Source organism: Telluria sp. RT2P19, from assembly GCF_059685725.1.
In genome coordinates this window covers 109,418-130,870 of sequence record NZ_JCASIL010000013.1, presented here as the reverse complement: position 1 = coordinate 130,870, position 21,453 = coordinate 109,418, and the positions used below count along the sequence as shown (strand labels likewise).

The 21,453-nt window shown below is 66.6% G+C and carries 16 protein-coding genes, 3 tRNA genes and 1 pseudogene; 13 read left to right on the top strand and 7 right to left on the bottom strand.

Annotation, left to right across the window (positions count from 1 at the left end; translation table 11 throughout):
• Nucleotides 1-36 precede the first annotated feature (36 nt).
• Nucleotides 37-1,233, top strand: coding sequence for a right-handed parallel beta-helix repeat-containing protein (locus AC56KW_RS16975; protein WP_497171848.1), 1,197 nt, complete (start codon nt 37-39; stop codon nt 1,231-1,233).
• A gap of 56 nt (nt 1,234-1,289) precedes the next feature.
• On the top strand, nt 1,290-1,865 hold the full coding sequence (locus tag AC56KW_RS16970) for a hypothetical protein (RefSeq protein WP_497171847.1): 576 nt from the start codon (nt 1,290-1,292) through the stop codon (nt 1,863-1,865).
• Nucleotides 1,866-1,869: 4 nt separating this feature from the next.
• Here AC56KW_RS16970 and arsC read toward each other — a convergent pair.
• Nucleotides 1,870-2,214: pseudogene (gene arsC, locus AC56KW_RS16965) on the bottom strand (arsenate reductase (glutaredoxin)); the annotation flags it as partial.
• Between the two features lie 192 nt (nt 2,215-2,406).
• Here arsC and AC56KW_RS16960 point away from each other — a divergent pair.
• Nucleotides 2,407-3,042, top strand: coding sequence for a 1-acyl-sn-glycerol-3-phosphate acyltransferase (locus AC56KW_RS16960; RefSeq protein ID WP_497171846.1), 636 nt, complete (start codon nt 2,407-2,409; stop codon nt 3,040-3,042).
• A 2-nt stretch (nt 3,043-3,044) separates the two neighbouring features.
• On the opposite strand, the gene AC56KW_RS16955 is transcribed toward AC56KW_RS16960, so the two are convergent.
• The 4 genes from AC56KW_RS16955 to AC56KW_RS16940 form a co-directional block, all read right to left on the bottom strand.
• Entirely contained in the window at nt 3,045-4,733 is a 1,689-nt protein-coding gene (locus AC56KW_RS16955; RefSeq protein ID WP_497171845.1) for a SulP family inorganic anion transporter, read from the bottom strand.
• A 13-nt stretch (nt 4,734-4,746) separates the two neighbouring features.
• Nucleotides 4,747-5,220, bottom strand: coding sequence for a HupE/UreJ family protein (locus AC56KW_RS16950; protein ID WP_497171906.1), 474 nt, complete (start codon nt 5,218-5,220; stop codon nt 4,747-4,749).
• Nucleotides 5,166-5,429: a hypothetical protein gene (locus AC56KW_RS16945; RefSeq protein ID WP_497171908.1), complete on the bottom strand. Its 264-nt coding sequence runs from the start codon at nt 5,427-5,429 to the stop codon at nt 5,166-5,168. The genes AC56KW_RS16950 and AC56KW_RS16945 overlap by 55 nt, the downstream gene beginning before the upstream one ends.
• Before the next feature lie 412 nt (nt 5,430-5,841).
• Nucleotides 5,842-7,320 (bottom strand): diguanylate cyclase, encoded by a 1,479-nt coding sequence (locus AC56KW_RS16940; RefSeq protein ID WP_497171844.1) that lies wholly within the window; start codon nt 7,318-7,320, stop codon nt 5,842-5,844.
• Between the two features lie 154 nt (nt 7,321-7,474).
• Here AC56KW_RS16940 and AC56KW_RS16935 point away from each other — a divergent pair, with 154 nt between their 5' ends.
• The 4 genes from AC56KW_RS16935 (at nt 7,475) to AC56KW_RS16920 (ending at nt 11,391) form a co-directional block, all read left to right on the top strand.
• Nucleotides 7,475-8,443, top strand: a complete 969-nt coding sequence (locus AC56KW_RS16935; RefSeq protein WP_497171843.1) for an SDR family oxidoreductase — start codon at nt 7,475-7,477, stop codon at nt 8,441-8,443.
• 22 nt (nt 8,444-8,465) lie between these two features.
• The gene (gene ku / locus AC56KW_RS16930) at nt 8,466-9,554 is read left to right on the top strand and encodes a non-homologous end joining protein Ku (protein WP_497171842.1); all 1,089 of its coding nucleotides are present in this window, start codon (nt 8,466-8,468) and stop codon (nt 9,552-9,554) included.
• A gap of 2 nt (nt 9,555-9,556) precedes the next feature.
• Entirely contained in the window at nt 9,557-9,790 is a 234-nt protein-coding gene (locus AC56KW_RS16925; RefSeq protein ID WP_497171841.1) for a hypothetical protein, read from the top strand.
• A 137-nt stretch (nt 9,791-9,927) separates the two neighbouring features.
• Nucleotides 9,928-11,391 (top strand): catalase, encoded by a 1,464-nt coding sequence (locus AC56KW_RS16920; protein ID WP_497171840.1) that lies wholly within the window; start codon nt 9,928-9,930, stop codon nt 11,389-11,391.
• 153 nt (nt 11,392-11,544) lie between these two features.
• Here the strand turns inward: AC56KW_RS16920 and ligD are convergent, their stop codons facing one another.
• Complete coding sequence (ligD, locus tag AC56KW_RS16915; RefSeq protein ID WP_497171839.1) at nt 11,545-14,148, bottom strand: DNA ligase D; 2,604 nt, start codon at nt 14,146-14,148, stop codon at nt 11,545-11,547.
• A gap of 224 nt (nt 14,149-14,372) precedes the next feature.
• Here ligD and AC56KW_RS16910 point away from each other — a divergent pair, with 224 nt between their 5' ends.
• Nucleotides 14,373-14,660: a hypothetical protein gene (locus AC56KW_RS16910; RefSeq protein WP_497171838.1), complete on the top strand. Its 288-nt coding sequence runs from the start codon at nt 14,373-14,375 to the stop codon at nt 14,658-14,660.
• 159 nt (nt 14,661-14,819) lie between these two features.
• The gene (locus AC56KW_RS16905) at nt 14,820-15,761 is read left to right on the top strand and encodes a D-2-hydroxyacid dehydrogenase (protein WP_497171837.1); all 942 of its coding nucleotides are present in this window, start codon (nt 14,820-14,822) and stop codon (nt 15,759-15,761) included.
• 25 nt (nt 15,762-15,786) lie between these two features.
• On the opposite strand, the gene AC56KW_RS16900 is transcribed toward AC56KW_RS16905, so the two are convergent.
• Nucleotides 15,787-19,668 carry a two-component regulator propeller domain-containing protein gene (locus tag AC56KW_RS16900; RefSeq protein ID WP_497171836.1) on the bottom strand — a complete coding sequence of 1,294 codons (3,882 nt, stop codon included), beginning with the start codon at nt 19,666-19,668 and terminating at the stop codon, nt 15,787-15,789.
• 109 nt (nt 19,669-19,777) lie between these two features.
• Here AC56KW_RS16900 and AC56KW_RS16895 point away from each other — a divergent pair.
• From AC56KW_RS16895 to AC56KW_RS16880, 4 genes are all read left to right on the top strand, one after another.
• Nucleotides 19,778-19,854, top strand: a tRNA-Arg gene (locus tag AC56KW_RS16895).
• Between the two features lie 151 nt (nt 19,855-20,005).
• Nucleotides 20,006-20,082, top strand: a tRNA-Arg gene (locus tag AC56KW_RS16890).
• Nucleotides 20,083-20,175: 93 nt separating this feature from the next.
• Nucleotides 20,176-20,823 carry an NUDIX hydrolase gene (locus AC56KW_RS16885; RefSeq protein ID WP_497171835.1) on the top strand — a complete coding sequence of 216 codons (648 nt, stop codon included), beginning with the start codon at nt 20,176-20,178 and terminating at the stop codon, nt 20,821-20,823.
• Between the two features lie 83 nt (nt 20,824-20,906).
• A tRNA-Arg gene (locus tag AC56KW_RS16880) sits at nt 20,907-20,983 on the top strand.
• The last annotated feature ends 470 nt before the right edge of the window (nt 20,984-21,453 follow it).

Genomic DNA, 21,453 nt, shown 5'->3' with positions numbered 1-21,453 from the left:
ACTGGTCTCGTCACCCGACCCGATGACGAGGATGCGATGTCCCGGACACTGCCCAAGATCCCGATCGATGTGCGCCTGCTCCTGTTCTGGCTGCTGGCCTGCCCGTTGCTGGCGGGGCCATTGCTGGCCGGCTGCCGCCTGCGCGACGGCGGGCACCAAGAGCTCGTGGTGCCCGAACTGGTGCGCACCCATCTCTACCTCGCGCCCAGCGGCTCCGACAGCAATCCAGGCACGCGCGCCGAACCCTTCCGCACACTGGCGCGCGCGGCCCAGGTGGCCACGCCCGGCACCACGGTGCACGTGGCGCCCGGCATCTACTCGGGCGGCGTCCGTACCGCCACCAGCGGCACGCCCGAGGCGCGCATCGTGTTCCAGAGCAGCGAGCGCTGGGGCGCCAGGATCGTGCCGCCGCTTGACGCGCGCCAGAGCGCGGCCTGGGACAACCGCGCCAACTACATCGACATCACCGGCTTCGAGATCGACGGCACGCAGTACCAGAGCGGCATGAAATGGCTCAGTGGCATCTACAACGGCGGCTCGCACAATACCGTGCAAGGCAACCGCATCCACCATATCGGCAACGACGTGCCGTGCGAGCCCAAGGGCGGCGCCGGCATCGGCATTGACAGCTACTACAAGGGTACGGACGTGGCCGCCATCGGCAACCACGTGCACGATATCGGCCCGCCCGGTTGCCGCTACATGCACGGTATTTATGTCAGCACCAGGGCGAGCGTGCGCAGCAACGTCATCTATCGCGTATCGGGCGCCGGCATCCACCTGTGGCACGACGCCAACCGCGTGACAGTGCGCGGCAATACGGTGGCCGCCTCGGGCAGCGGCATCGTCGTCGGCGGCGGCGAGTTTTATCACAGCAAGGGACCCAACGACCATACCCACGTGAGCAACAACATCGTCTATGACAATGGGCACGGCATACTCGAACAGGGCGCCATTGGCGAGCACAACAGCTTCCGCAACAACCTCGTCTACCAGAATGCCGGAGACGACTGGAAGCTCTCACCGGGCCGTGAGCATACGGGCAGCATCAGCGAACCGCCACAATTCGTCGATTACACCACGACCGGCACGCCGGACTTCCGCCTGAAGCCGGGGTCGCCTGCGATCGGCCAGGGCGTGCCGGCGGAATCGCCGCCGGCGGAGAGCGCCAGCACCGGGACCAAGCCGGTGCGCAAGGCGGATATCGGGGCGCTGCCGGTGGCGCCTCCCTGATGCCCTCCTGGCGCCTTCCCTGAAGGCCTCCCTGGCACCTATCCGGATGCCGTGCAGTGCGTTGCGCACTTGCAACTGCAGGTCTCGATCATTTCCACACATCAATTTATCTTGTTACCATTGCTGCGGTCATCGACTCAGCGCGTGCCAGCGCCGTGAACATCCAGTCAGCCATGCACCCAGCCCTCAACCGTTTTGGCGCCGAGCTGCTGCTCTCCGCCGTCCTTGCGATTGCGTCCGGCGTCGCCGCCGCATCCGACGATGCCGTCGATGTCGCCGCGCAGCGCGCAGGGGCGCGGTCCGACGGTTTTGCATTCGGCATGCCGGTCCCGGAGGACTTCATGCTCGCCACCTTCGCCGGCACGCCTTCTTCGGGACCGGGTTTCAAGCATCCTGACGGCGCGCCTGCTGTTGCACAGTCGGGTGCGGCATCCTCTCGGCCATCCGCATTCAGCGCGCCGGCCCGTATGACGGTGAGTGCGCCGGATGGCGGCGGGCCGTCGGGCTTGAATGCCACGGTGTCGATCATCCTCACCTCGACCAGCATGAGCGATGCGGCGGCCCGCGCCGTGCCGCGGGCGGCCATGTCCGGCGTCGTCAGCGTGGTTAGCGTAGGCTATAGCGTCAGGTAATTCAGAGGATCTCGCGCACGCGCTCGAACGGCCGGCACAGGCGCACGCCTTTCGACGTGACCACGAAGGGCCGCTCGATCAGGATTGGATGGGCGACCATCGCGTCGAGCAGAGCCGCGTCGGTCACCTCCGGCCGGTCGAGCGCCAGCCCGGCATACAACGCTTCCTTGCGCCGCACGGCATCGCGCGGCTGCAGTCCGGCAGCGGTGATCATGCCCGCCAGGGCCTCGCGCGTCGGTGGATTGGCCAGGTAGTCGATCACTTCCGGTTCATGGCCCGTTTCGCGAATGGCGGCCAGGGTGTTGCGCGACGTCCCGCAGCGCGGATTATGGTAGATCTTGATAAGCATTGTCATAACGGATGGTGTCGGGTTGCTATTGGCTTGTCGTTCGAACAGCGGCATGATAACCACAGCACATACCTGGCACCAGTATTTTTGCTTGTCCCCCCTACCCGCTCCGGCTAGAATCGCACGCTCGATTTTCTTCCGCGTAATGAGAATTCCCTTGGCAACACTTCATGATGCCGCACCGGAGACCAGATGACCGATTACCTGCAGCATCCCGAAGCCCTGCCCACCCTGCGCCAGCGTACCGCGCTGCGTGTGCTGCAACTGTTCGGCTGGAAAGTCTATTTCAAGCCACTTCCCGGTCCGCACGGCATCGCCGTGGTCTACCCGCACACCTCGAACTGGGACTTCCCCATCGGGCTCGTGGCCAAGTGGGCGTTGGATACGCCGTTTCGCTGGCTGGCCAAGGACTCGCTGTTTCGCGGTGCGGTAGGACGCCTGATGCGCTACTGGGGCGGGATCGCGGTCGACCGGCGCGCGCCGATGGGCGCCACGCGCCAACTGGCGCAGCAAATGCTGCAAGAAAACTGGTGCTGGGTCGGCATCACGCCGGAAGGCACGCGCGGCTACCGCCCCCACTGGAAGAGCGGCTTTTATCACCTGGCGCGCATCGCCAACGTGCCGCTGCTGCTGGTCAGTTTCGACTATAAGAAAAAAGAATTGCGCGTGACCGAGACGCTCGAACTGTCGGGCGACATCGACCGCGACATGGAGGCGATCCGCGCCGTGTACAAGGACGTCACCGCCCTCTACCCCGAGAATGCGGCGCCGATCGAACTCGCCCCCAAGGACAAGGACGGCGCCGCCGCCCAGCGCAAGCGCGCCTGATGCTAAGCGGCGGGCGACGGCCGGCCCGCCGCGCTCGATCCCGCCAGCCTGTCCCAGGCATTCGCCGCACTCAGGAACACCTGCCCGTTCAGCTGTCCGAGCAGGTCGCTGTCCCTGAGCCGGTCCATCACCGGCCCCTTCACTTCGGCCAGATGCAGCGTCACGCCGCGCTGGCGCAGCGACGTATTCAGCTCCTGCATGCCGAACATGGCCGAGGTATCGATCGCATTCACCGCCGACAGCACCAGCACCAGGTGCGCGGTCGCAGGATGCTGCCCGAGTTCCTCGTCGATACGTTCGGTCACCGCCTCGACGTTCCCGAAGAACAGGCCGGCATCGACCCGCAGCATCAGTAAACCAGGCGTGGTCTCGGCCGAATAGCGTTCGACGTTGCGGAAATGTTCGGAGCCGGGGATGCGGCCCAGCACCGCGATGTGCGGCCGGCTGGCGCGCCAGATCAGCGCCCCCATCGACAGCACCACGCCCACCAGCACGCCCGCTTCCACCCCCAGCACCAGCACGCCGCCGGCCGTCGCCAGCAAGGCCAACGCATCGGCGCGGTCATAGCGCCAGGCGGTGCGCAGCGTCGACCAATCGAGCATGCCCAGCACCGCCACGATGATGGTCGCCGCCAGGGTCGGCAGCGGCAGCAGGGCCAGCCAGCCGGTCGGCGCCACCAGGGCCAGGGCCAGCAGGCCGGCCGTGATCATGCTGGCCAGTTGGGTATTGGCGCCGGCGGCGAAGTTCACGGCCGAACGCGAAATGCTCCCGGTGACCGGGAAGCCGCCCGTCAAGGCGCTGCCGAGATTGGCCGCGCCCAGGCCCACCAGCTCGCGGTTGCTGGCGAGCTTCTCGCCGCCGCGCTTGAGCGCCAGCGCCTGCGCGCCCGACATGCTGATCAAGAACACCATGAAGCCGATCAAGAGCGCCGGCTGCAGCAAGGCCTGCCAGTGGCCGCTGGACGTGGCGAGGTTCAGCCCCGGCAGTCCGGCCGGCACCGCCCCGGTGGTGGCCACGCCGAGCCGCTCCAGTCCCAGTAGCGGCACCAGCACCGTGGCGCCGAGCACGACGAACATCGGCGCCAGCTTGGCGCCGATGTCGGCCACTACCGGATTGACGCGCAGCCAGCGCAGCAGTGGCGCGAGCCAGTTGCGCGCCGCCACCAGCAGCACCAAGGAACCGAGGCCCAGCGCGAGGCTGGGCAGATGCGTGGGCCAATGCGCCACGAAGTCGAGGTCGAGCGGACCGCCGGCCAGGGTCGCCAGCTGCCCCCATGCGATGACGATCGCCGAGCCGATGGTGAAGCCGCTCATCACTGGACGCGAGAAGAAATTGGCGAGAAAACCGATGCGCAGCAGGCCGCAGGCCAGCAGCACCAAGCCCGACATCAGCGCCAGCTGGGCCGCCAGCACGCCATACAGTCCGGAGCCGGGCGTGGCCAGCGGCGCCAGGGTGGACGCCGTCATCAGGGAAATGATGGCCATCGGCCCGACCGACTGGGTGCTGCTGGTGCCGAACAGGGCGTACAGCAGCGGCGGGAAGATGCTGGCGTAGATCCCGACCACCGGCGGCAGCCCGGCCACCAGCGCATAGGCCATGCCCTGCGGGATCATCATCATCGCCACCACGATGCCGGCGCTGATATCGCCCGGCAGCGCACCGCGCCGGTATTGCCGCAACCACTGAAGCATGGTTCTTGCCTGGCTAAATGCCTGATTGAAAGACCGCTAGCGTAGCATATTTACCGCATATCGATATGCGCTCAGCGAGCTTGCCAAGCACCTGCCCGCCTCCGCCCGCCAGCCACCAGCCATACCCTCGCCACGCCGATGCCCGCGCCCAGCGCGCGCCGCATGCGCTCGGCCGGCGCCGCGCCCAGCGGCTTCCGCGCCAGGCTCGCCAGGAGAAAGCCGGCGCCGCTCGCCAGCCGCCAAATTCATCGCCATGCGCCAGCCCGTGCACGAAGGCGCAGGCGCCGACCGTCACTACCGCCAGTTGCGGCGGCACCCGCCGCTGCAGGCGTGGCGGGCATGCGGCCAGCAAGCCCGGCAGGACCAGGGTGGCGACGATCGACAGTTCCAGCGCCCGGCATCCGCCGCTGCCGGCGGCGCCAAGCGCCATCATCACCAGGAAGCTCGGGACCAGCACCTCGCCGTGGCGCGGCTGGCGGCTCCGCAGGCCGACCGCCAGCAGCGCCAGCAGCGCCAGCAGATGGTCGACCCGCTCGCCGGATGCAGCAGGCCGGCCAGGAAGCCGCTGCCGCCATGCTCGTGTCCGCGGTGGGCGGCCGCGGGCAGCGCCACGGCCAGCGCGGCGGCGGCCAGGCCGGCGCGCGCCTGCAAGGACAGGGTGTGCGCCAGCCGGGTGAGTGAAGGGCCGGGTTCCAAGGATCGGCTTGCAAGGGTCGGGCTTGTAAGCCGGCGCCGGCGCCGAGCGCGATCTCGAGGCTGTCGACACCGACCACGCCGCCGGGTGGATGGACGAGGATCACATGGCAGGTGGCGGGACCCTTGGATTACAGGGCCTTCCGGGCCCGCGGTGGGCGCGCCGCACCAGGCGCGTGGTGGCGCCGCCGCGCGCGAAGCCCAACGCGAGGCTGGCGTGCCAGGCGGGCATGGTGGTGGAAAGATCGCAAGGGGTCGGCATCGCGCATGCCTGTTCAAAAAGCGCGATGCGCGCCAGTCGGGGATGCCCCGCTTGGGCGCCCGATCTGCCCCCGTACCGGCTGCGCTGCAGAGCGGATCGGCGGCGCAATGGCGGCGCGCCCGCACCGGCGCGGTCCAGCCGCACCGAAAGCGCTCAGGACATCGCCAGCTCGACGCAGTTGCGGCCGGCGCGTTTGGCGCGGCCCAGCGCGGCATTGACCCGCACCGCCAGCGAATCGCCGCTCTCGCTCTCGCCGAGCTGGGCCACGCCCAGGCTGATCGTCACATGGTCGCAGCCCGGGATCTCGACCTGCTCGATCGCGGCGCGCAGCTTCTCGGCCAGCTTGAGGCCGTCGATCGCACTGGTATGCGGCGCGATCACCTGGAATTCCTCGCCGCCCGCGCGCACCAGCACGTCGCTCGAGCGCAGCAGCGCGCGCGCGGTCTCGGCCACGGTGCGCAGCACGATGTCGCCCACCGGATGGCCAAAGCTGTCGTTGACCTGGCTGAAGCGGTCGATGTCGAAGGCCACCAGCGCCAGTGGCAGGCGGTAGCGGCGCGCGCGCTTGATTTCCTGCTCCAGCAGGTGCTCGCCGTGGCGGCGGTTGGCGACCTCGGTCAGGGCGTCGGTGGTGGCCAAATGCGTCACGCGCGCCAGCAACGCCTCGTTCTCGCGCGTGACTTCGGCCACGCGCAGGCCATGGCCGGCCAGGTGGGCCAGGTCGCCGAGCGCCTTCAGCTGCGCGTGCGAAAAAGTGCGCGCGTGGTCGAACAACAGGCACAGCGAGCCGCGCGGGCCACCCGGTCCCTGTCCCGGGATCGGCAGGCCGACCACCATGCGCGCACCGAAGCGCTCCAGGCCCGCCGCCAGCTCGGGCTCGCCGGCCTTGTCGGGTGCGTCGAGGAGGGTGAATTCACCGCTGGCCGCGGCCAACAGGCCGGGGAAGGCATGGCGTAGCGGCGACTGCAGCAGGCGGCCCTCGTACTTGAGCAGCAGCATCAGGTGCAGGCCGGCCACGCCCTGCTCGGCTTCCAGGTGCAGGTCGCCGTCGCGGTGCTGGAACAGGGCAGCGTGCACCACGCCAGGCCAGCGCGAAAGCACCGCGCACAGGCGCTCGGCGAAGCGTACGCTGTCGTCGGCGTCGCCCAGCGCCTCCTGGCTGGCGGCGCGCAGCGCCAGCAGCATGCGCAACTCTTCCTCGGCGGGGCTGGGCGGGCCAGGCGGCGCGAAGCCGGCGCGCAGGCGGGCGTCGAGCAGCGCGCGCGTCTGCTGCGCGCGCAGCGGACCGATGGCGTAGTCGATCGGGCCGAAATCCATCAGGGCCGGCAGCCAGCGCGCATTGGTGAATGGGCACAGGACCAGGGTCGGCTTGCCTTCGCGCTCGGCCACCAGGGCGCCCAGCGCCGCCAGGTCGATGCCCAGTTCGCAGCGCTCCAGGTCAAGGATCAGGAGGTCAACCGGTTCGCGCGCCAGCAGGCCGCGCGCCTGTTCGGCGCCGGCCGCCACCCGCAGCTGCGCGAACACACCGGCGCAGGCGCTCTGGAAATCGGCGCGGCGCTGGCCGACCGGGTTGACGAACAGGCAGCTGTATTCGTCGACCACCGGGTCCCTGCGTGCGCCTTCTGCTCCCATCCCCATCCTCCAAAACGTTTCCAGAAATTATCGATACGGCATGTTTCCCTCGCGAGTGTGCCATAACCGCAGCGCTGTGTGTGGGACCGCACCGAAGCCTGGATGCGTGCGCCCAATACTCTCCAGATCGATTGTACATTCATGGGAGAGCACGATGGGACAGCAAGACGACGTGGCGAACAAGCAAAAGGCCATCCAGAGCCGCCAGGACCAGTTGGATGGCAGTATGCAGAAGGGCGGCGATGACGACAAGGGCGCGGTGCAGACCGGCGTCAACCAACCCGAAACCCCGATGCCCGACCAGCACCTGGCCAAGCCCGGCATCGAGGCCCAGATGGAACTCAAGCCCAAATTCATGGCCGAGGGCTACAAGGGGAGCGGCAAGCTGGAAGGGATGAGCGCCATCGTGACCGGCGCCGACTCCGGCATCGGCCGTGCGGTCGCGGTGCTGTTCGCGCGCGAAGGCGCCGACGTGGCCGTGATGTACCTGAACGAACACGAGGACGCCGAGGAAACGAAACGCTGCATCGAGGCCGAGGGCCGCCGCTGCGTGACCATTTCGGGCGATGTCAAGGACGCCGCCTTCTGCAACGATGCCGTCGAGAAGGTGGTCGCCGCGTTCGGCCGCGTCGATGTGCTGGTCAATAACGCGGCCTTCCAGGAGCATGCCGAGTCGCTGCTCGACATCACGGAGGAACGGCTGGAAGAGACGTTCCGCACCAATATCTTCGGTTACTTCCATATGGCGCGGGCAGCCCTGCCCCATCTGAAGCGCGGCGCGGCGATCATCAATACCGGCTCCGTCACCGGCCTGCAGGGCTCGAAGAAGCTGCTGGACTATTCGGCCACCAAGGGCGCGATCCACGCCTTCACGATGTCGCTGGCCTCGAACCTGATCGAGCAAGGCATCCGCGTCAACGCGGTGGCGCCGGGCCCGGTCTGGACTCCGCTGAATCCGGCCGACCAGCCGCCCGAGCAACTGAAGGAATTCGGCGCCGCCACCGACTACAAGCGCCCGGCCCAGCCTGAAGAACTGTCGCCGGCCTATGTGTTCCTGGCCTCGCCCGTATGTTCGAGCTATATCACCGGCATCGTGCTGCCGATTACCGGTTCGGTCGGCTGATCACAGAAAAGGGAGGGCAGCCATGCGCAGCATGTGGAAGGGAGCGATCAGTTTCGGGCTGGTGCACATTCCGGTCGATATGTACACCGCGGTCGAGAGCAAGGGGCTGGACCTGACGATGCTCGACCGGCGTGATTTTTCGCCGGTCGGCTTCAAGCGCTACAACAAGGGCAACGGCAAGGAAGTGGCGTGGGACGACATCGTCAAGGGCTACGAATACGAAAGCGGCGAATACGTCGTGCTGTCCGACGAAGACCTGCGCCGCGCCAACCCCGAGGCGACCCAGACGATCGACATCCAGGCCTTCGTCGACGCCGACCAGGTGCCGCTGATCTACTATGACCAGCCCTATTACCTGGCGCCCGGCAAGGGCGGCGCCAAGGTCTACGCCCTGCTGCGCGAGACCCTGCGCGAGGCCGGCAAGATCGGCATCGCGCGCGTGGTCATCCGCGTCAAGCAGCACCTGGCGGCGCTGGTGTGCGTGGGCGACACCATCGTGCTCAACACGCTGCGCTATCCGGACGAGATGCGCGACGCGGGCGAACTCAAGATTCCCTCGCCCGACTCGAAGACCGCCGCCGTCACCGTCAAGGAACTCAAGATGGCGATGGCGCTGGTCGAGGGCATGAGCGAGGACTGGGAGCCGGAGCAGTACCACGACACCTACCGCGAAGACGTGCTGGCCATGGTCAAGAAGAAGATCAAGGCGAAGCAGACCAAGACCATCACCCAGCCCGAGCCCGAGAAAGAAAAGCGCACGAGCGGCAAGGTCATCGACCTGGTCGCCCTGCTCCAGGCCAGCCTGGGCAAGAAGCCGGCCAGGGCCGCGCTGGCGGCGCTGCAAGATGACGACGACGATGACGACGATCCGCCGCCACGCAAGTCGCGCAAACCCGCGGACGACGACGACGACGACGAGGTCCATGCACCGCGTGCACGCAAGGCGTCGGCCGGTTCAGGCAGCCGCACCAGCGCCGCCAAGTCGGGTCGCGCGACGGCCAGCAAATCCGCGGCCAAGCCGGCTGCAAAGCCGGCCGCCAGGAAGGCGAGCGCGAAGAAGGCGCCCGCCAGGGCCACCGCGAAGGCTCCGCCGCGCAGGAAGGCGGCGTGAGAATGGATGGACTGATCGACCTTCTTCAATGGCCGGCCATGGTGGTCAGCCTGTACGCCGCCTTCCTGATCGGCTCCCAGCGCGCCGAACGGCGCGTGTTCGGCTTCTGGATGTTTATCCTCAGCAATGTGATGTGGATCGCCTGGGGCTGGCACGACGAAGCCTGGGCCCTCATTACGCTTCAATTGGCGTTGATGGCGATGAACATCCGGGGCATCTTCAAGAACGGCAACTAACTGGCAACCCATGGATCGCTATCGTTTTTGCTGGATTTATAAAAACTATCACAGCAATAAATTCAAAAACTTTCGTATTTGCTAGATTTTGGATAGAATCTCCTTATTGATGTTTCGTCAGCAATAAGGAGATTCCTATGACTCAACCACGCTTCACCACCGCTTCCGGCATCCCGGTGGCCGACAACCAGAATTCACTGAGCGCCGGCCCGCGCGGCCCGCTGCTGCTGCAGGACTTCCACCTGATCGAAAAGCTCCAGCACTTCAACCGCGAACGCATCCCTGAGCGCGTGGTGCACGCCAAGGGTTCGGGCGCCTACGGGAGCTTCACCGTCACCCATGACATCAGCGGCCTCACGGCGGCGAAGCTGTTTGCCAACGTCGGCAAGCAGACCCCGGTGTTCCTGCGCTTCTCGACCGTCGGCGGCGAAAAAGGCAGCGCCGACACCGAACGCGATCCGCGCGGGTTCGCCTTGCGCTTCTATACCGAGGAAGGCAACTGGGACCTGGTCGGCAACAACACGCCGGTCTTCTTCATCAAGGACCCGATCAACTTCCCGGACTTCATCCACACCCAGAAGCGCGATCCGCAGACCAACCTCAAGTCAGCCAATATGATGTTCGACTTCTGGAGCAATGCGCCCGAAAGCCTGCACCAGGTGACGATCTTGTTCTCGGACCGCGGCACGCCGGATGGCTACCGCCATATGGACGGCTTCGGCAGCCATGCCTATAGCCTGATCAACGAACAGGGCGAGCGCGTCTACGTCAAATGGCATTTCAAGACCCGCCAGGGCATCAAGAACCTCTCCGCGCCCGATGCCGCGCGCATCGCGGGCACCGACCCCGACCACGCCCAGCGCGACCTGTTCAATGCGATCGCCAACCAGGATTTCCCGCAGTGGGACGTCCAGGTGCAGGTCGCCACTGCCGAGGAACTGGACGCCTGGAGTGCCCGCACCGGCTGGAATCCGTTCGACCTGACCAAGGTCTGGCCGCATGGCGACTTCCCGAAGCAGCCGGTCGGCGTGCTGGAGCTGAACCGCAATCCGCAGAACTACCATGCCGAAGTCGAGCAGGCCGCGTTTTCGCCGGCCAACGTGGTGCCGGGCCTGGGCTACTCGCCGGACAAGATGCTGCAGGGACGCCTGTTCGGCTACCACGACGCCCAGCTGTACCGGGTCGGCACCAACCACCAGCACCTGCCGGTGAACGCACCGCGCTGCCCGGTCCACAACCACCAGCGTGACGGCGCGATGGCAATCGCCAATGGCGGCGCGGCGCGCAACTACCACCGCCTGAACAGCGTAGGCGCCGGCGCCACCGGCATGGGCCACGGCGAGCGTGAACTCGCCCTGGACGGCGATGCCGGCCGTTTCGACTTCCGGGGCCGGGAAGACGATTACACGCAAGCCGGCAACCTGTTCCGCCTGATGGACGCCCAGGCGCGCCAGAACCTGTGCGACAACCTGGCCGGCCCGCTGAGCCAGGTGGACGAGGACATCCTGCAGCGCCAGCTGCGCCACTTCGACCTGGCCGATCCGGCCTATGGCCGCGGCGTGCGCGCCGCGCTCAAGGCGCTGGGCCGCAACATCGACTAAGCCATAGGCGCCGCCCCCTTGCCGCCACCCGGACCGCCAGTTCCGGTGTGGCGGCTTTTTTCCAGGCGCTGTTCGCATTGGTATGCGAACCTTTTCCATTCGCGCCGGTCTCGGCCACTGTCGGGTTAACTCATCAGATCGGCGCCTTTTTGCTCAGTACTCGAAGCCAAGCGCCTTCATCGCCTTGGTCAGCGTCTTGGCCGCCTTGGCATAGCCTTCCCACGGTGCATTGCCCTCGTCCAGCCGCGTGTGCACATTGGCCACGGTCCACTGCGTGCTCGATTTCAGGCCGGCCAGCTCTTCCCAGCGCAGTGGCACCGAGATCCCCAGCCCCGGCCGCACCCGCGCCGACCAGGCCGCGACGGTGGTGGCCCCCTGGCCGTTGCGCAGGTAATCGATGAAGATCTTGCCGACCCGGTTCTTCGGCCCGCTCTTGAAAGCGAAGCGCTCGGGCAAGGTGGCCGCCATATGGTGCACGATCGCCTGCGAAAACCCTTTTACGGTATCCCAGTCGTGGCCACCCTTGATGGGCACCACGACGTGCAAGCCCTTGCCGCCGCTGGTCTTCAGGAAGGCCGGCAAGCCCAGCTCCTCGAGGAAGGCGCGCATCAGTTGCGCCGCTTCCTGCATCGCCGGCCAGTCGACGCCCTCGCCCGGGTCGAGATCGAACACCATGCGGTTCGGCTTGTCGTACGTGCCCTTGAGCGCGTTCTGGGTATGGATTTCGACCACGTTCCACTGCGCCGACGACAGGATGCCTTCCACACTCGCCACTTCCAGCATCGGCGGGTGATCGGGGTCGAGCGCCCCGTCCAGGTGGCGCAGGCCGGGCATCTTGCGCACGTCGGCATGCTTCTGGAAGAACAGCTCGCCGCCCACGCCCTCCGGCGCGCGCACCAGCGATACCGGGCGCCCCTTCAGGTGCTCCATCATCAGCTCGCCGACCAGCGCGTAATAGCGGATCAAGTCGAGCTTGGTGGCGCCGCTCTCCTTGTCGATCACGCGCTCGCCGTTGGTGACCTTCATCGTCGCCGGCAGCTTGCCGGGCGCCGCGACCGGTTCTGCTTCGTCCTTGCCCGCCATCTCGTCCATATGCTGTGCCTTTTCACGGGTGATGCCCTTGGCCGGCTTGTCGTCGCGCAGGCCCTGGAACACGGGGTGGCGCACCGCGCCGGCGCTGGTCCACTCCGAGAAGCTGACCTCGGCCACCAGCACCGGCTTGACCCAGTGGTGCTTGCGGCCCGGGACGGCGCGCGGCGGGAACGGGCTGTCGGCGCTACGCAGCTTGTCCAGCTTCTTGGCGATCGACGCCAGCGACGAATGGTTGAAGCCCGAGCCGACATTGCCCGCGTAGCGCAGCACGCCCTGTTCGTCATAGGTCCCGAGCAGCAGCGAGCCGATGCCGGTGCGCGAGCCCTTGGGATCGGTGAAGCCGCCGATCACGAATTCCTGGCGCAGCCCGCATTTGAGCTTGATCCAGTCCGGCGAGCGGCGCGACACGTAGCGTGAATCGCGGCGCTTGCCGATCACGCCTTCCAGGCCGATCTTGCAGGCGGCAACCACCAGTTCATCCGGGTTGCTGCCGAATTCGGCCGAGAAGCGCACCTTGTCCGATGTTTTTTTCGCCAGCAGCTGCTCGAGCAGGCCGCGGCGCTCGACCAGCGGCAGCTCGCGCAGGTCGTGGCCGTCGAAATACGGCACGTCGAACAGGAACAATTCGATGGCCTCGGCATGCTTGCCATCGAAGGCCAGCTGCAGCTTGCCGAAATCGGGCTTGCCGCTGTCGTCATGGACCACGATCTCGCCGTCGTACCAGCCGTCGGGCAGCTTCATGCGCTCGAGCTCGAGCTTGAGCGGCAGCAGCTTGTCGGTCCAGTCGTTGGCATTGCGCGTGATGAGCCGCGCCGCGCCGGCCTCGATACGCGCCAGCATGCGGTAGCCATCGAACTTGACCTCGAACACCCAGTTCTCAGGGTCGGGTGGCGGCGCGTCGACGAGCGTGGCCAGCTCGGGCGAGAACGTCTCGGGCAGCGCGGCCTTGCCGGATGCCGCCGCAGCGGCCTTCGCCTTGGCGGCGGGCCTGCTCTTGCCGGCCGCCGCAGGCTTGGCCGCCGCCTTCTTTGCCGCCGTGCCCTTTTTCGGCCCCGGCGCCTGTTCCTGTTCTTCCTCGCGCAAGGCCTCGACCTTGCGCTGCGCCCGTTCCGGCATCGGCAGGTTCTTGACACTGTCCGGCATCTCGTCGACCAGTGAGAATTCTTCGGACGAGCGCGCGTACTCGTCCTTCTCCTTGATCAGGAGCCACGGCTCCTGCTTCTCGTCGCCGCGGCCCTTCATGCGCACCAGGGTCCAGCGTCCGCGCATCTTGTGGCCATGCATCTCGAACTTGATGCTGCCCTTGGCAAAGCCCTTGTGCGGATCTTCCAGCGGTTCCCAGGTGCCCTTGTCCCAAATAATGACTTTACCGGCGCCATATTGCTTCGCCGGAATCGTGCCCTCGAAATCGGCATACGAGATCGGATGGTCCTCGACATGCACCGCCATGCGCTTGTCGTGCGTGTCATAGCTGGGCCCTTTCGGCACGGCCCAGCTTTTCATCGTGCCGTCGAGCTCGAGCCGGAAATCGTAATGCAGGCGGCTGGCCCAATGTTTTTGGATGACAAAGGTCAAGGCATCCAGGCCTGGCGAACCACCCTCGGCCGGTTCGGACGTGATCGCGAAATTGCGCTTGGCTTTATAGACTTTGAGTGCGTCTGGCATGGAGAAACTCCTGAAACCCATTAACCACAGCCTATTACCGCCTCGTCTCTCACACTGTACGGCAGCGAACGCTGGACGTGGTGGAAACGACAAATGTAAGCGGATGTAAATCGCGTCAACTGGGCCGTATCGCCACCCGTTATCAGCTCAGTAACACGGGGAACACTCACGAAAGCCCCATCCGAGATCGACAGAGTTTCAAACCACCATAAAGGAATGACACCATGAGCAAAATCGCCGCTACCCTGATCGCTGGTCTGTTCGCTACTTCCGTGTTCGCCCAGACGCCTGCCGCCACCACCGGCGCCCAGGTCGAGGCCACCAAAGACGCCGCCAAGGCCGACGCCAAGCACGCGAAAGAAGTCGCCAAGGCCGACGAGAAGGTAGAGAAGGCCAACGCCGAAGCCAAGGCCGACGTGGCCAAGGCCGAAGCAAAAGCGTCCGAGAAGAAGGCCGAAGCCAAGGCCGACCAGGCCGAAGCGAAAGCCGACAGCGTCGCCAAGACCAAGTAATCCCCGGCTCGAGGCCCTCGTCAGAAGCCGGCTCGAGCCCCACCATATCCGCACTACCGCGGCGCCGCATGCGGCGCCGCTCCCATGCAAAAGACAGGCCTTCCTGTCTTTTGCCACGTCTGCTCTACAATAAGGTTTTGCCTGCAGCCAAAGGACATCATGGACCGTATCGTCTTCCTCGACCGCGACAGCCTGCAAGCCAATGTGCGCGTACCCGGCTTCGCACATGACTGGCACGATTACACGGGCACCGGCCCGGACGAGGTCGTGGAACGCCTGGCCGGCGCCACCGTCGCAATCACCAACAAGGTCCCGCTGCGCGCCGACGCCATCGCGCGGCTGCCCGACCTGAAACTGGTCGCCATCGCCGCCACCGGCACCGACAACGTCGACCTGGCCGCCTGCCGCGAACGCGGCATCGTGGTGTCGAACATCCGCGATTATTCACTGGTCTCGGTGCCCGAACACTGCTTCACCCTGATGCTGGCGCTGCGCCGCAACCTGCGCGCCTACGCCCTCGACGTCGAAGCCGGCAAATGGGAAACCTCGAGCCGCTTCTGCCTGCTCGACCACCCGATCGGCGATTTGTCCGGCAGCCGGCTCGGCATCGTCGGCTACGGGGCGCTCGGCAAGCAGGTCGCGCGCATCGCGCGCGCCTTCGGCATGGAAGTGGTCGCCACGTCGCGCTCGCCGATCGGCGAGCCGGGCGTGACCGAGCTCGCGCTGGACGAATTGCTGGCGACGTCGAGTGTCGTCAGCCTGCATCTGCCCCTCACCGAGCAGACCCGCCACCTGATCGGCGCGCGCGAACTGGGCCTCATGAAACCAGGCGCGCTCCTGATCAACACCGCGCGCGGCGGCCTCGTCGACGAAGCGGCGCTGGCCGACGTGCTGATGGAGGGCCGCATCGGCGCCGGCTTCGACGTCTTGAGCAAAGAGCCGCCCTCGTCCGGCAATCCATTGCTCGGCCTGCGCCTGCCGAACTTCATCCTGACCCCGCACGTGGCCTGGGCCAGCGCCGGCGCGATGCAGACCCTGGCCGATATGCTGGTCGATAATATCGAGGCCTGGCGCGCTGGCGCGCCGACGAACGTGGTCTGATGCGCGGCGCCTGAATCGGACCGGCTCAAGCCACCCCTGCAGGCGCATCCGGCGCCCGCAGCGGCAGGTCGAGCACGAATACCGTGCCGGCGCCTACCGTGCTGTCGACGCGGATCGTGCCCCCTAGCAAGGTGGTGACAATGTTGTAGACGATGTTCAGGCCCAGGCCAGTGCCGCCCTGCCCCATGCGGGTGGTGAAGAAGGGATCGAAGATGCGGCCGAGATGGGCCGCGTCGATGCCGCGTCCGTCGTCACGGAAGGAAATGGTCACCCGCCCCTCGAGCGCCACGGCGCCGATCGTCATCGTGCCGCCCGGCCCCTCGAAGGCGTGCAGCATCGCGTTGTTGACGAAGTTGATCAATACCTGGCCCAGCGGACCCGGGAAACCATCCATCACGATCCCCGCCGGCACCTCGAGCACCAGGCGGTGCTCGGCCAGGCGCACCGTGTTCATCAGGGTCGCCGCGATCTCGTGGCAGGCCTGGGCCAGGTCGAAGCGGCGGCGCTGGGCGCTGGCCTGGTCGACCGAGACCTGGCGGAAGCTGCTGACCAGTTCCGCCGCGTTGTGCAGGCTGCGCACGATCAGTTCCGAGGCTTCGCGCGAGGCCGCCATATAGTCTTCGAGGTCGGAGCGCTTGAGCGTGGCCTGCGCGAAGCGCGCGCCCACCGCCCTGGTGCGTTCCTGGAGGGTGCTGGCCATCAGCAGGCTGTTGCCGATCGGGGTGTTCAATTCGTGGGCCACGCCCGCCACCAGCGAGCCGAGCGAGGCCATCTTCTCCTGCGCCGCCAGCTGGGCCTGGGTTTCCTTGAGCCGGTGGTAGGCATCGGCATTGTCCATCGCCACCCCGACATAGGCGGCCAGGGTGCCCAGCATGTCGAGGTGGACCTGGCCGTAAGCCCCCGGCTCGCGGCTCTGCACCGTGACCGCTCCCAGCACGCGGTCACCGGCCGTCACCGGCACGCACAGCAGCGAACGCGGCGGCTGGGCGGCGGCAGCCTCGACCGCCACCGCGTCGAGCGCGCTCACCAGCTGCGCCAGGCAGCCCGGCAGTTCAGCCTCCACGTCGGCCATGAGGAAGTCACGGCCCTCGGCCACGCAGCACGACAGCAGGTGGCGCGCGGGATCGAAGCGCAGTTCGCGCGGCGCCAGGCGCCGTCCGACCACCACCGCATACGGCAGCTCGAGCGTCTCGCGCTCGGGGCGCCATAACGCTACCGCGAATACCGGCGCATCCATCAGCGCCGCCACGTGCTGGTACAGCGTGCCCATGATCGCTTCGTTGTCCAGGTTGGCGGTCAGGACCCGCCCCATGTCGGACAGCAGCGCGATGTTGCGGTGCGCCCGCTCGACCGATTCCTTCTGGCGCTCGACTTCGCGCTTGTCGCGCTCGGCCGCTTCTTTCTGCAGCAGTAGTTCGGCGGTGCGGGCGTGGACCTCGCGCGCCAGCAGCCCCTTCTGCTCGACCAGCGCGCGCACCCGCATCCGATAGGCCAGGTAGGACAGCGCCAGCACCGTCGCGGCGACCAGCGTGCGGAACCACCAGGTCTTCCAGTACGGCGGCGTGATCGTGATCGCCAGCGCGACGGGCTCCTGGCTCCACAGCCCGTCCTTGTTGCTGGCGCGGACCCGGAACACGTAGCGGCCCGGATCGAGGTTGGTATAGGTCGCGAAGCGGCGGCTGGCATTGGTGTCCACCCAGCTCTGGTCGAAGCCTTCGAGCTGGTAGGCATAGCGGTTGCCGAGCGGGTCGGCGTAGTGCAGCGCCGCGAATTCGAGGGTAAACACGGTGTCGCGGTGCGACAGCGTGATCTCGCGCCGCGTGGGCAGGTCGGGGATCGCGCGCGAGCGGTTCAGCACCAGCAGGTCGGTGATCGCAACCGTGGGTGGGAACGGATTGTCGCGCACGTCGGCCGGATGGAACGACGTCATGCCGCTGATGCCGCCGAAATGCAGTTGGCCATTCGCGCCGCGCCAGCCGGATCCGACGAAATACGAACCGTCGATCAAGCCATCCTTGGCCGTGTAGCTCTTGGTCTGGCCGTTCACCGGATCGACGCGCGTGATGCCGGCCGTGGTGCTGACCCACAGATTGCCGTCATCGTCCTCCAGGATGGCGCCGATCGACGGGGCAACCTCGGCGTCGGCGAAGGGATAGAAACGGAACCAGGTGCGCTGGCCGTCGCGCATCATGCAGTGCAGGCCGCCCGCGGTGCCCACCCACAGCGCACCCTTGGTCGATTCGTAAAGGTAGTTCACCCGGCTGTGGCGCAGACTGCCCGGGTCGGCCGGATCGTTGCGAAAGCGGGTGAAGGTACCAAGGGCGCGGTCGAACCTTTCCAGGCCCGACTCGGTGCCGATCCACACGACGCCGTGCCGGTCTTCGAGCAGCGCGCGGCCGTAGTTGTCACCCAGGCTGGTCGGGTCGAGTGGATTGTTGCGCCAGGTGCGCGTGGTTTCATGGCCGGGCTCCAGCGCCGACAGGCCGTCGCGGGTCGTCACCCACAGGGTGCCGTCGTGGCCGGCGCGGATCGCCTGCACGTGGTTCGCGTTCGGCCCCGGCCCCAGCGCCGCCCGTCCCATGCGCCCGTCGGGAGCACGCCACAGCAGGCCGGTCGCAGTGCCGATCCACAGCCGCCCGCGTGCGCGCGCCAGCGCAGTCACCCGGTCGCCGAGCAGTGCACCGGCCTTCAGGCGTGTGGCATGGCGGGTTGCCGGGTCGAGCAGGATCAGGCCGTCGCTGACGGTGCCGATCCACAGGTGGCCATCGGCGGCATCGGTGATGGCGCGCACCCGGGCGCGGCCGATGCCTTCCGTGTCGCCATAGCGCGCGAAGCCGCCGCTGGCCAGGTCGGTGCGGTTGATGCCGCCGAAGTACGTACCGACCCACAGGGTGCCGGTACGGTCGACCAGCACCGCCGGCACCTGATTGTCGGACAGGCTGTGCGGATCTTGCGTCGCGTTGCGGTAGCTGATGAAGCGGCCGCTGGAAGGATCGCGCCATTTGAGGCCGTCGTTTTCGGTGCCGACCCACAGCTGGGCGCCGCCGTCGTGGTAAAGAGTCCTGACGTGCACGTCGCCCATGCCGTCGGCCGCGCGCATGCGCTGGCGCCGCGGCTCACCCTCGCCCATGCGCCAGGCTTCGAGTCCCGACGCGGTGCCAACCCACAGCGTGTCGCGCGGCCCCATCGACAGCGCCAGTACGGTGTTGCGCTTGGTGTCCGCCGGCGGCGCGACCGCGAAATGCGTGAAGTGCGCGCTGCGTGGATCCATGCGGTCCAGGCCCGAGGCCGTGCCGACCCATAAGCCACCGGCATTGTCGAAGGCGAGCGCGTTGACGCGGTTGTCGCGCAGGCTGGAGCGCGCTTCCTGGTCGTGCACATGGGCCTGGTGGCGCCCGGTGGCCGGATCGAAGCGCAGCACGCCGTCGGTGGTCGCCAACCACAATGCGCCATCCGGCCCGGGGACGATGGCTACCACCGAACGCCGTACGCTGCGCCCGGCGTCGAGCAGCGCATGGCGCTGGAAGCGGCCGGTCGCCGGATCGTAGCGCGCCAGCCCGCCCTTGGTGCCAAACCACAGGTAGCCATCGGGATCCTCATAGGAAGCCGATACATAATTGTCGGGGAGGCTGGCGGGATCGTTGGTGACGTTGCGATACACATTGATCCGGTAGCCATCGAAGCGGTGCAGGCCGGCCTGGGTGCCGAACCAGATGAAGCCCTGGCGGTCCTGCAGGATGTTGATCACCGAATGCTGCGATAAACCGTCGTCGACCGACAGGCGTTCGAAACGCAGGCTGCGCTGGGCGGCGTCGGCGGGCATGCTGGCAGCGATGAGGGTGGCCAGGCACAGCAGCAGTACGAAGCGCAGCGGCCTTGCGAAGGCGGCGGAGGTAACACCCGGCATAGCGATCCAATGAAGTATTGTTCCGCCAAATCTACCAGAGGAATTTGCCGGCGTGAAATATTTTGAGTCTTCCAGAAATGACAAGCCGCTGCTATAATGCCTGTCTCGGGCGGCTGTAGCTCAGCTGGATAGAGTACTTGGCTACGAACCAAGGGGTCGTGGGTTCGATTCCTGCCAGCCGCACCAGAAAATACGAAGGGCCAGATCGCGAGATCTGGCCCTTTTCCTTTTCCTTTGCCGGCCCGGCTCGGCCGGAAACGGCTTTGCTTGCCCGATACGCAATTTGGCAATGAACCTTTGCCAAGACGGCGTCGTCTCGCTATAATGCCTGCATTGGGCGGCTGTAGCTCAGCTGGATAGAGTACTTGGCTACGAACCAAGGGGTCGTGGGTTCGATTCCTGCCAGCCGCACCAACCTTCTTCAGATAAGGGCACTTCGCAAGAAGTGCCCTTATTGCATTGGGCCTGCCATTCTGCCAGCCACGCCACTTCCGCCGCCATCCCGCCATGAACATCGACACCGTCCATCACCCGCAACCCGATGAGCGCGGCGATCCCGTGCTGATTTCGACACCGTCGCTGCCTACCGCACCCGGCGCCTGGCACGACCCGGCGCAGCTGGCGACCGTGATTCCGCTTGGCGCCCTGCCCCAGGCCTTGAACGGCGTGCCGTTCGCGCCATGGCTGGACGTGCCGGCCACGCATGCCGAGTGGGCCGGCGTCGCGGGCCAGGCCGACATCGTCGAGCCGGATTTTGCGCTGCCACGGTCGACATTCCCGGCCGCCGGAGTCGTGATCGTGGAAGACGATGGCCGGGTGTGGGCGGTGGCGCCGTCGAACCGGTTTGGCGGCTACGACGCCACCTTCCCGAAAGGCCGGGTCGATCCCGGCGTCAGCCTGCAGGCCACGGCGATTCGCGAGGCCTTCGAGGAATCCGGCTTGCGCGTCCAGATCGTGGCGCACCTGGTCGACTGCCCACGGACGCTTACCTATACCCGCTATTACCTGGCGCGGCGGGTCGGTGGCAATCCGGCGCTGATGGGATGGGAAAGCCAGGCCGTGCACCTGGCGCCGCAAGACCGACTGCCCACGCTCCTGTGCAATCCCAATGATCGGGTGATCATCGAGGCGCTGGCGCATGCACTTGCCCGGTAATGCCTCGTTTGAGCTCGCCGATGCAGAATTTCCCGATGAGCCTTTGCCAAGATGAATAAGCGCCGCTATAATGCGTGCCTCGGGCGGCTGTAGCTCAGCTGGATAGAGTACTTGGCTACGAACCAAGGGGTCGTGGGTTCGATTCCTGCCAGCCGCACCAACCGTTTTAAAGAGAATGGCTCAGAAGAAATTCTGAGCCATTTTTCTTTTCGCTCTTCGTGTTCACGCGAGACGGCAGCCGGCGGCTGGGCGGCTTGCGGCTTGCGGCTTGCGGCTTGCGGCTTGCGGCTTGCGGCCACAGCCTCCGATTTTGCTGTCGAATCGGCAATCGTGGCGCGCGCCGCGGAGATGGCTGCTCCATCGATGGCGAGCATGGGTCGCGACCTCGCGTCATACGTCACGCGATACATGTCGATCAGATCCTCCGCAGCCGGGAGGCCGTCAGACCAGTCGCCGCCCCAGGCAACCTCGACAAGCCGCTCGAGGGCAGCGTTCAATGGTTCGCCACCGCATCTGGAGATTGGCGGCCTCGCCGTCTCACCCGGGCGAGAAGCCACGCACATCCGGCGTGTGCTCGACGGTGTAGGGCACCATATCGTGCGCAATGATGCCTCGCTTCGGACAGCCGAT

Excerpts from the sequence above, each read along its gene's own strand:
- AC56KW_RS16975 (WP_497171848.1), top strand. The coding sequence starts at position 37 with ATGTCCCGGACACTGCCCAAGATCCCGATCGATGTGCGCCTGCTCCTG.
- AC56KW_RS16960 (WP_497171846.1), top strand. The coding sequence starts at position 2,407 with ATGACCGATTACCTGCAGCATCCCGAAGCCCTGCCCACCCTGCGCCAG.
- AC56KW_RS16955 (WP_497171845.1), bottom strand. The coding sequence starts at position 4,733 with ATGCTTCAGTGGTTGCGGCAATACCGGCGCGGTGCGCTGCCGGGCGAT.
- AC56KW_RS16940 (WP_497171844.1), bottom strand. The coding sequence starts at position 7,320 with ATGGGAGCAGAAGGCGCACGCAGGGACCCGGTGGTCGACGAATACAGC.
- AC56KW_RS16935 (WP_497171843.1), top strand. The coding sequence starts at position 7,475 with ATGGGACAGCAAGACGACGTGGCGAACAAGCAAAAGGCCATCCAGAGC.
- ku (WP_497171842.1), top strand. The coding sequence starts at position 8,466 with ATGCGCAGCATGTGGAAGGGAGCGATCAGTTTCGGGCTGGTGCACATT.
- AC56KW_RS16925 (WP_497171841.1), top strand. The coding sequence starts at position 9,557 with ATGGATGGACTGATCGACCTTCTTCAATGGCCGGCCATGGTGGTCAGC.
- AC56KW_RS16920 (WP_497171840.1), top strand. The coding sequence starts at position 9,928 with ATGACTCAACCACGCTTCACCACCGCTTCCGGCATCCCGGTGGCCGAC.
- ligD (WP_497171839.1), bottom strand. The coding sequence starts at position 14,148 with ATGCCAGACGCACTCAAAGTCTATAAAGCCAAGCGCAATTTCGCGATC.
- AC56KW_RS16910 (WP_497171838.1), top strand. The coding sequence starts at position 14,373 with ATGAGCAAAATCGCCGCTACCCTGATCGCTGGTCTGTTCGCTACTTCC.
- AC56KW_RS16905 (WP_497171837.1), top strand. The coding sequence starts at position 14,820 with ATGGACCGTATCGTCTTCCTCGACCGCGACAGCCTGCAAGCCAATGTG.
- AC56KW_RS16900 (WP_497171836.1), bottom strand. The coding sequence starts at position 19,668 with ATGCCGGGTGTTACCTCCGCCGCCTTCGCAAGGCCGCTGCGCTTCGTA.
- AC56KW_RS16885 (WP_497171835.1), top strand. The coding sequence starts at position 20,176 with ATGAACATCGACACCGTCCATCACCCGCAACCCGATGAGCGCGGCGAT.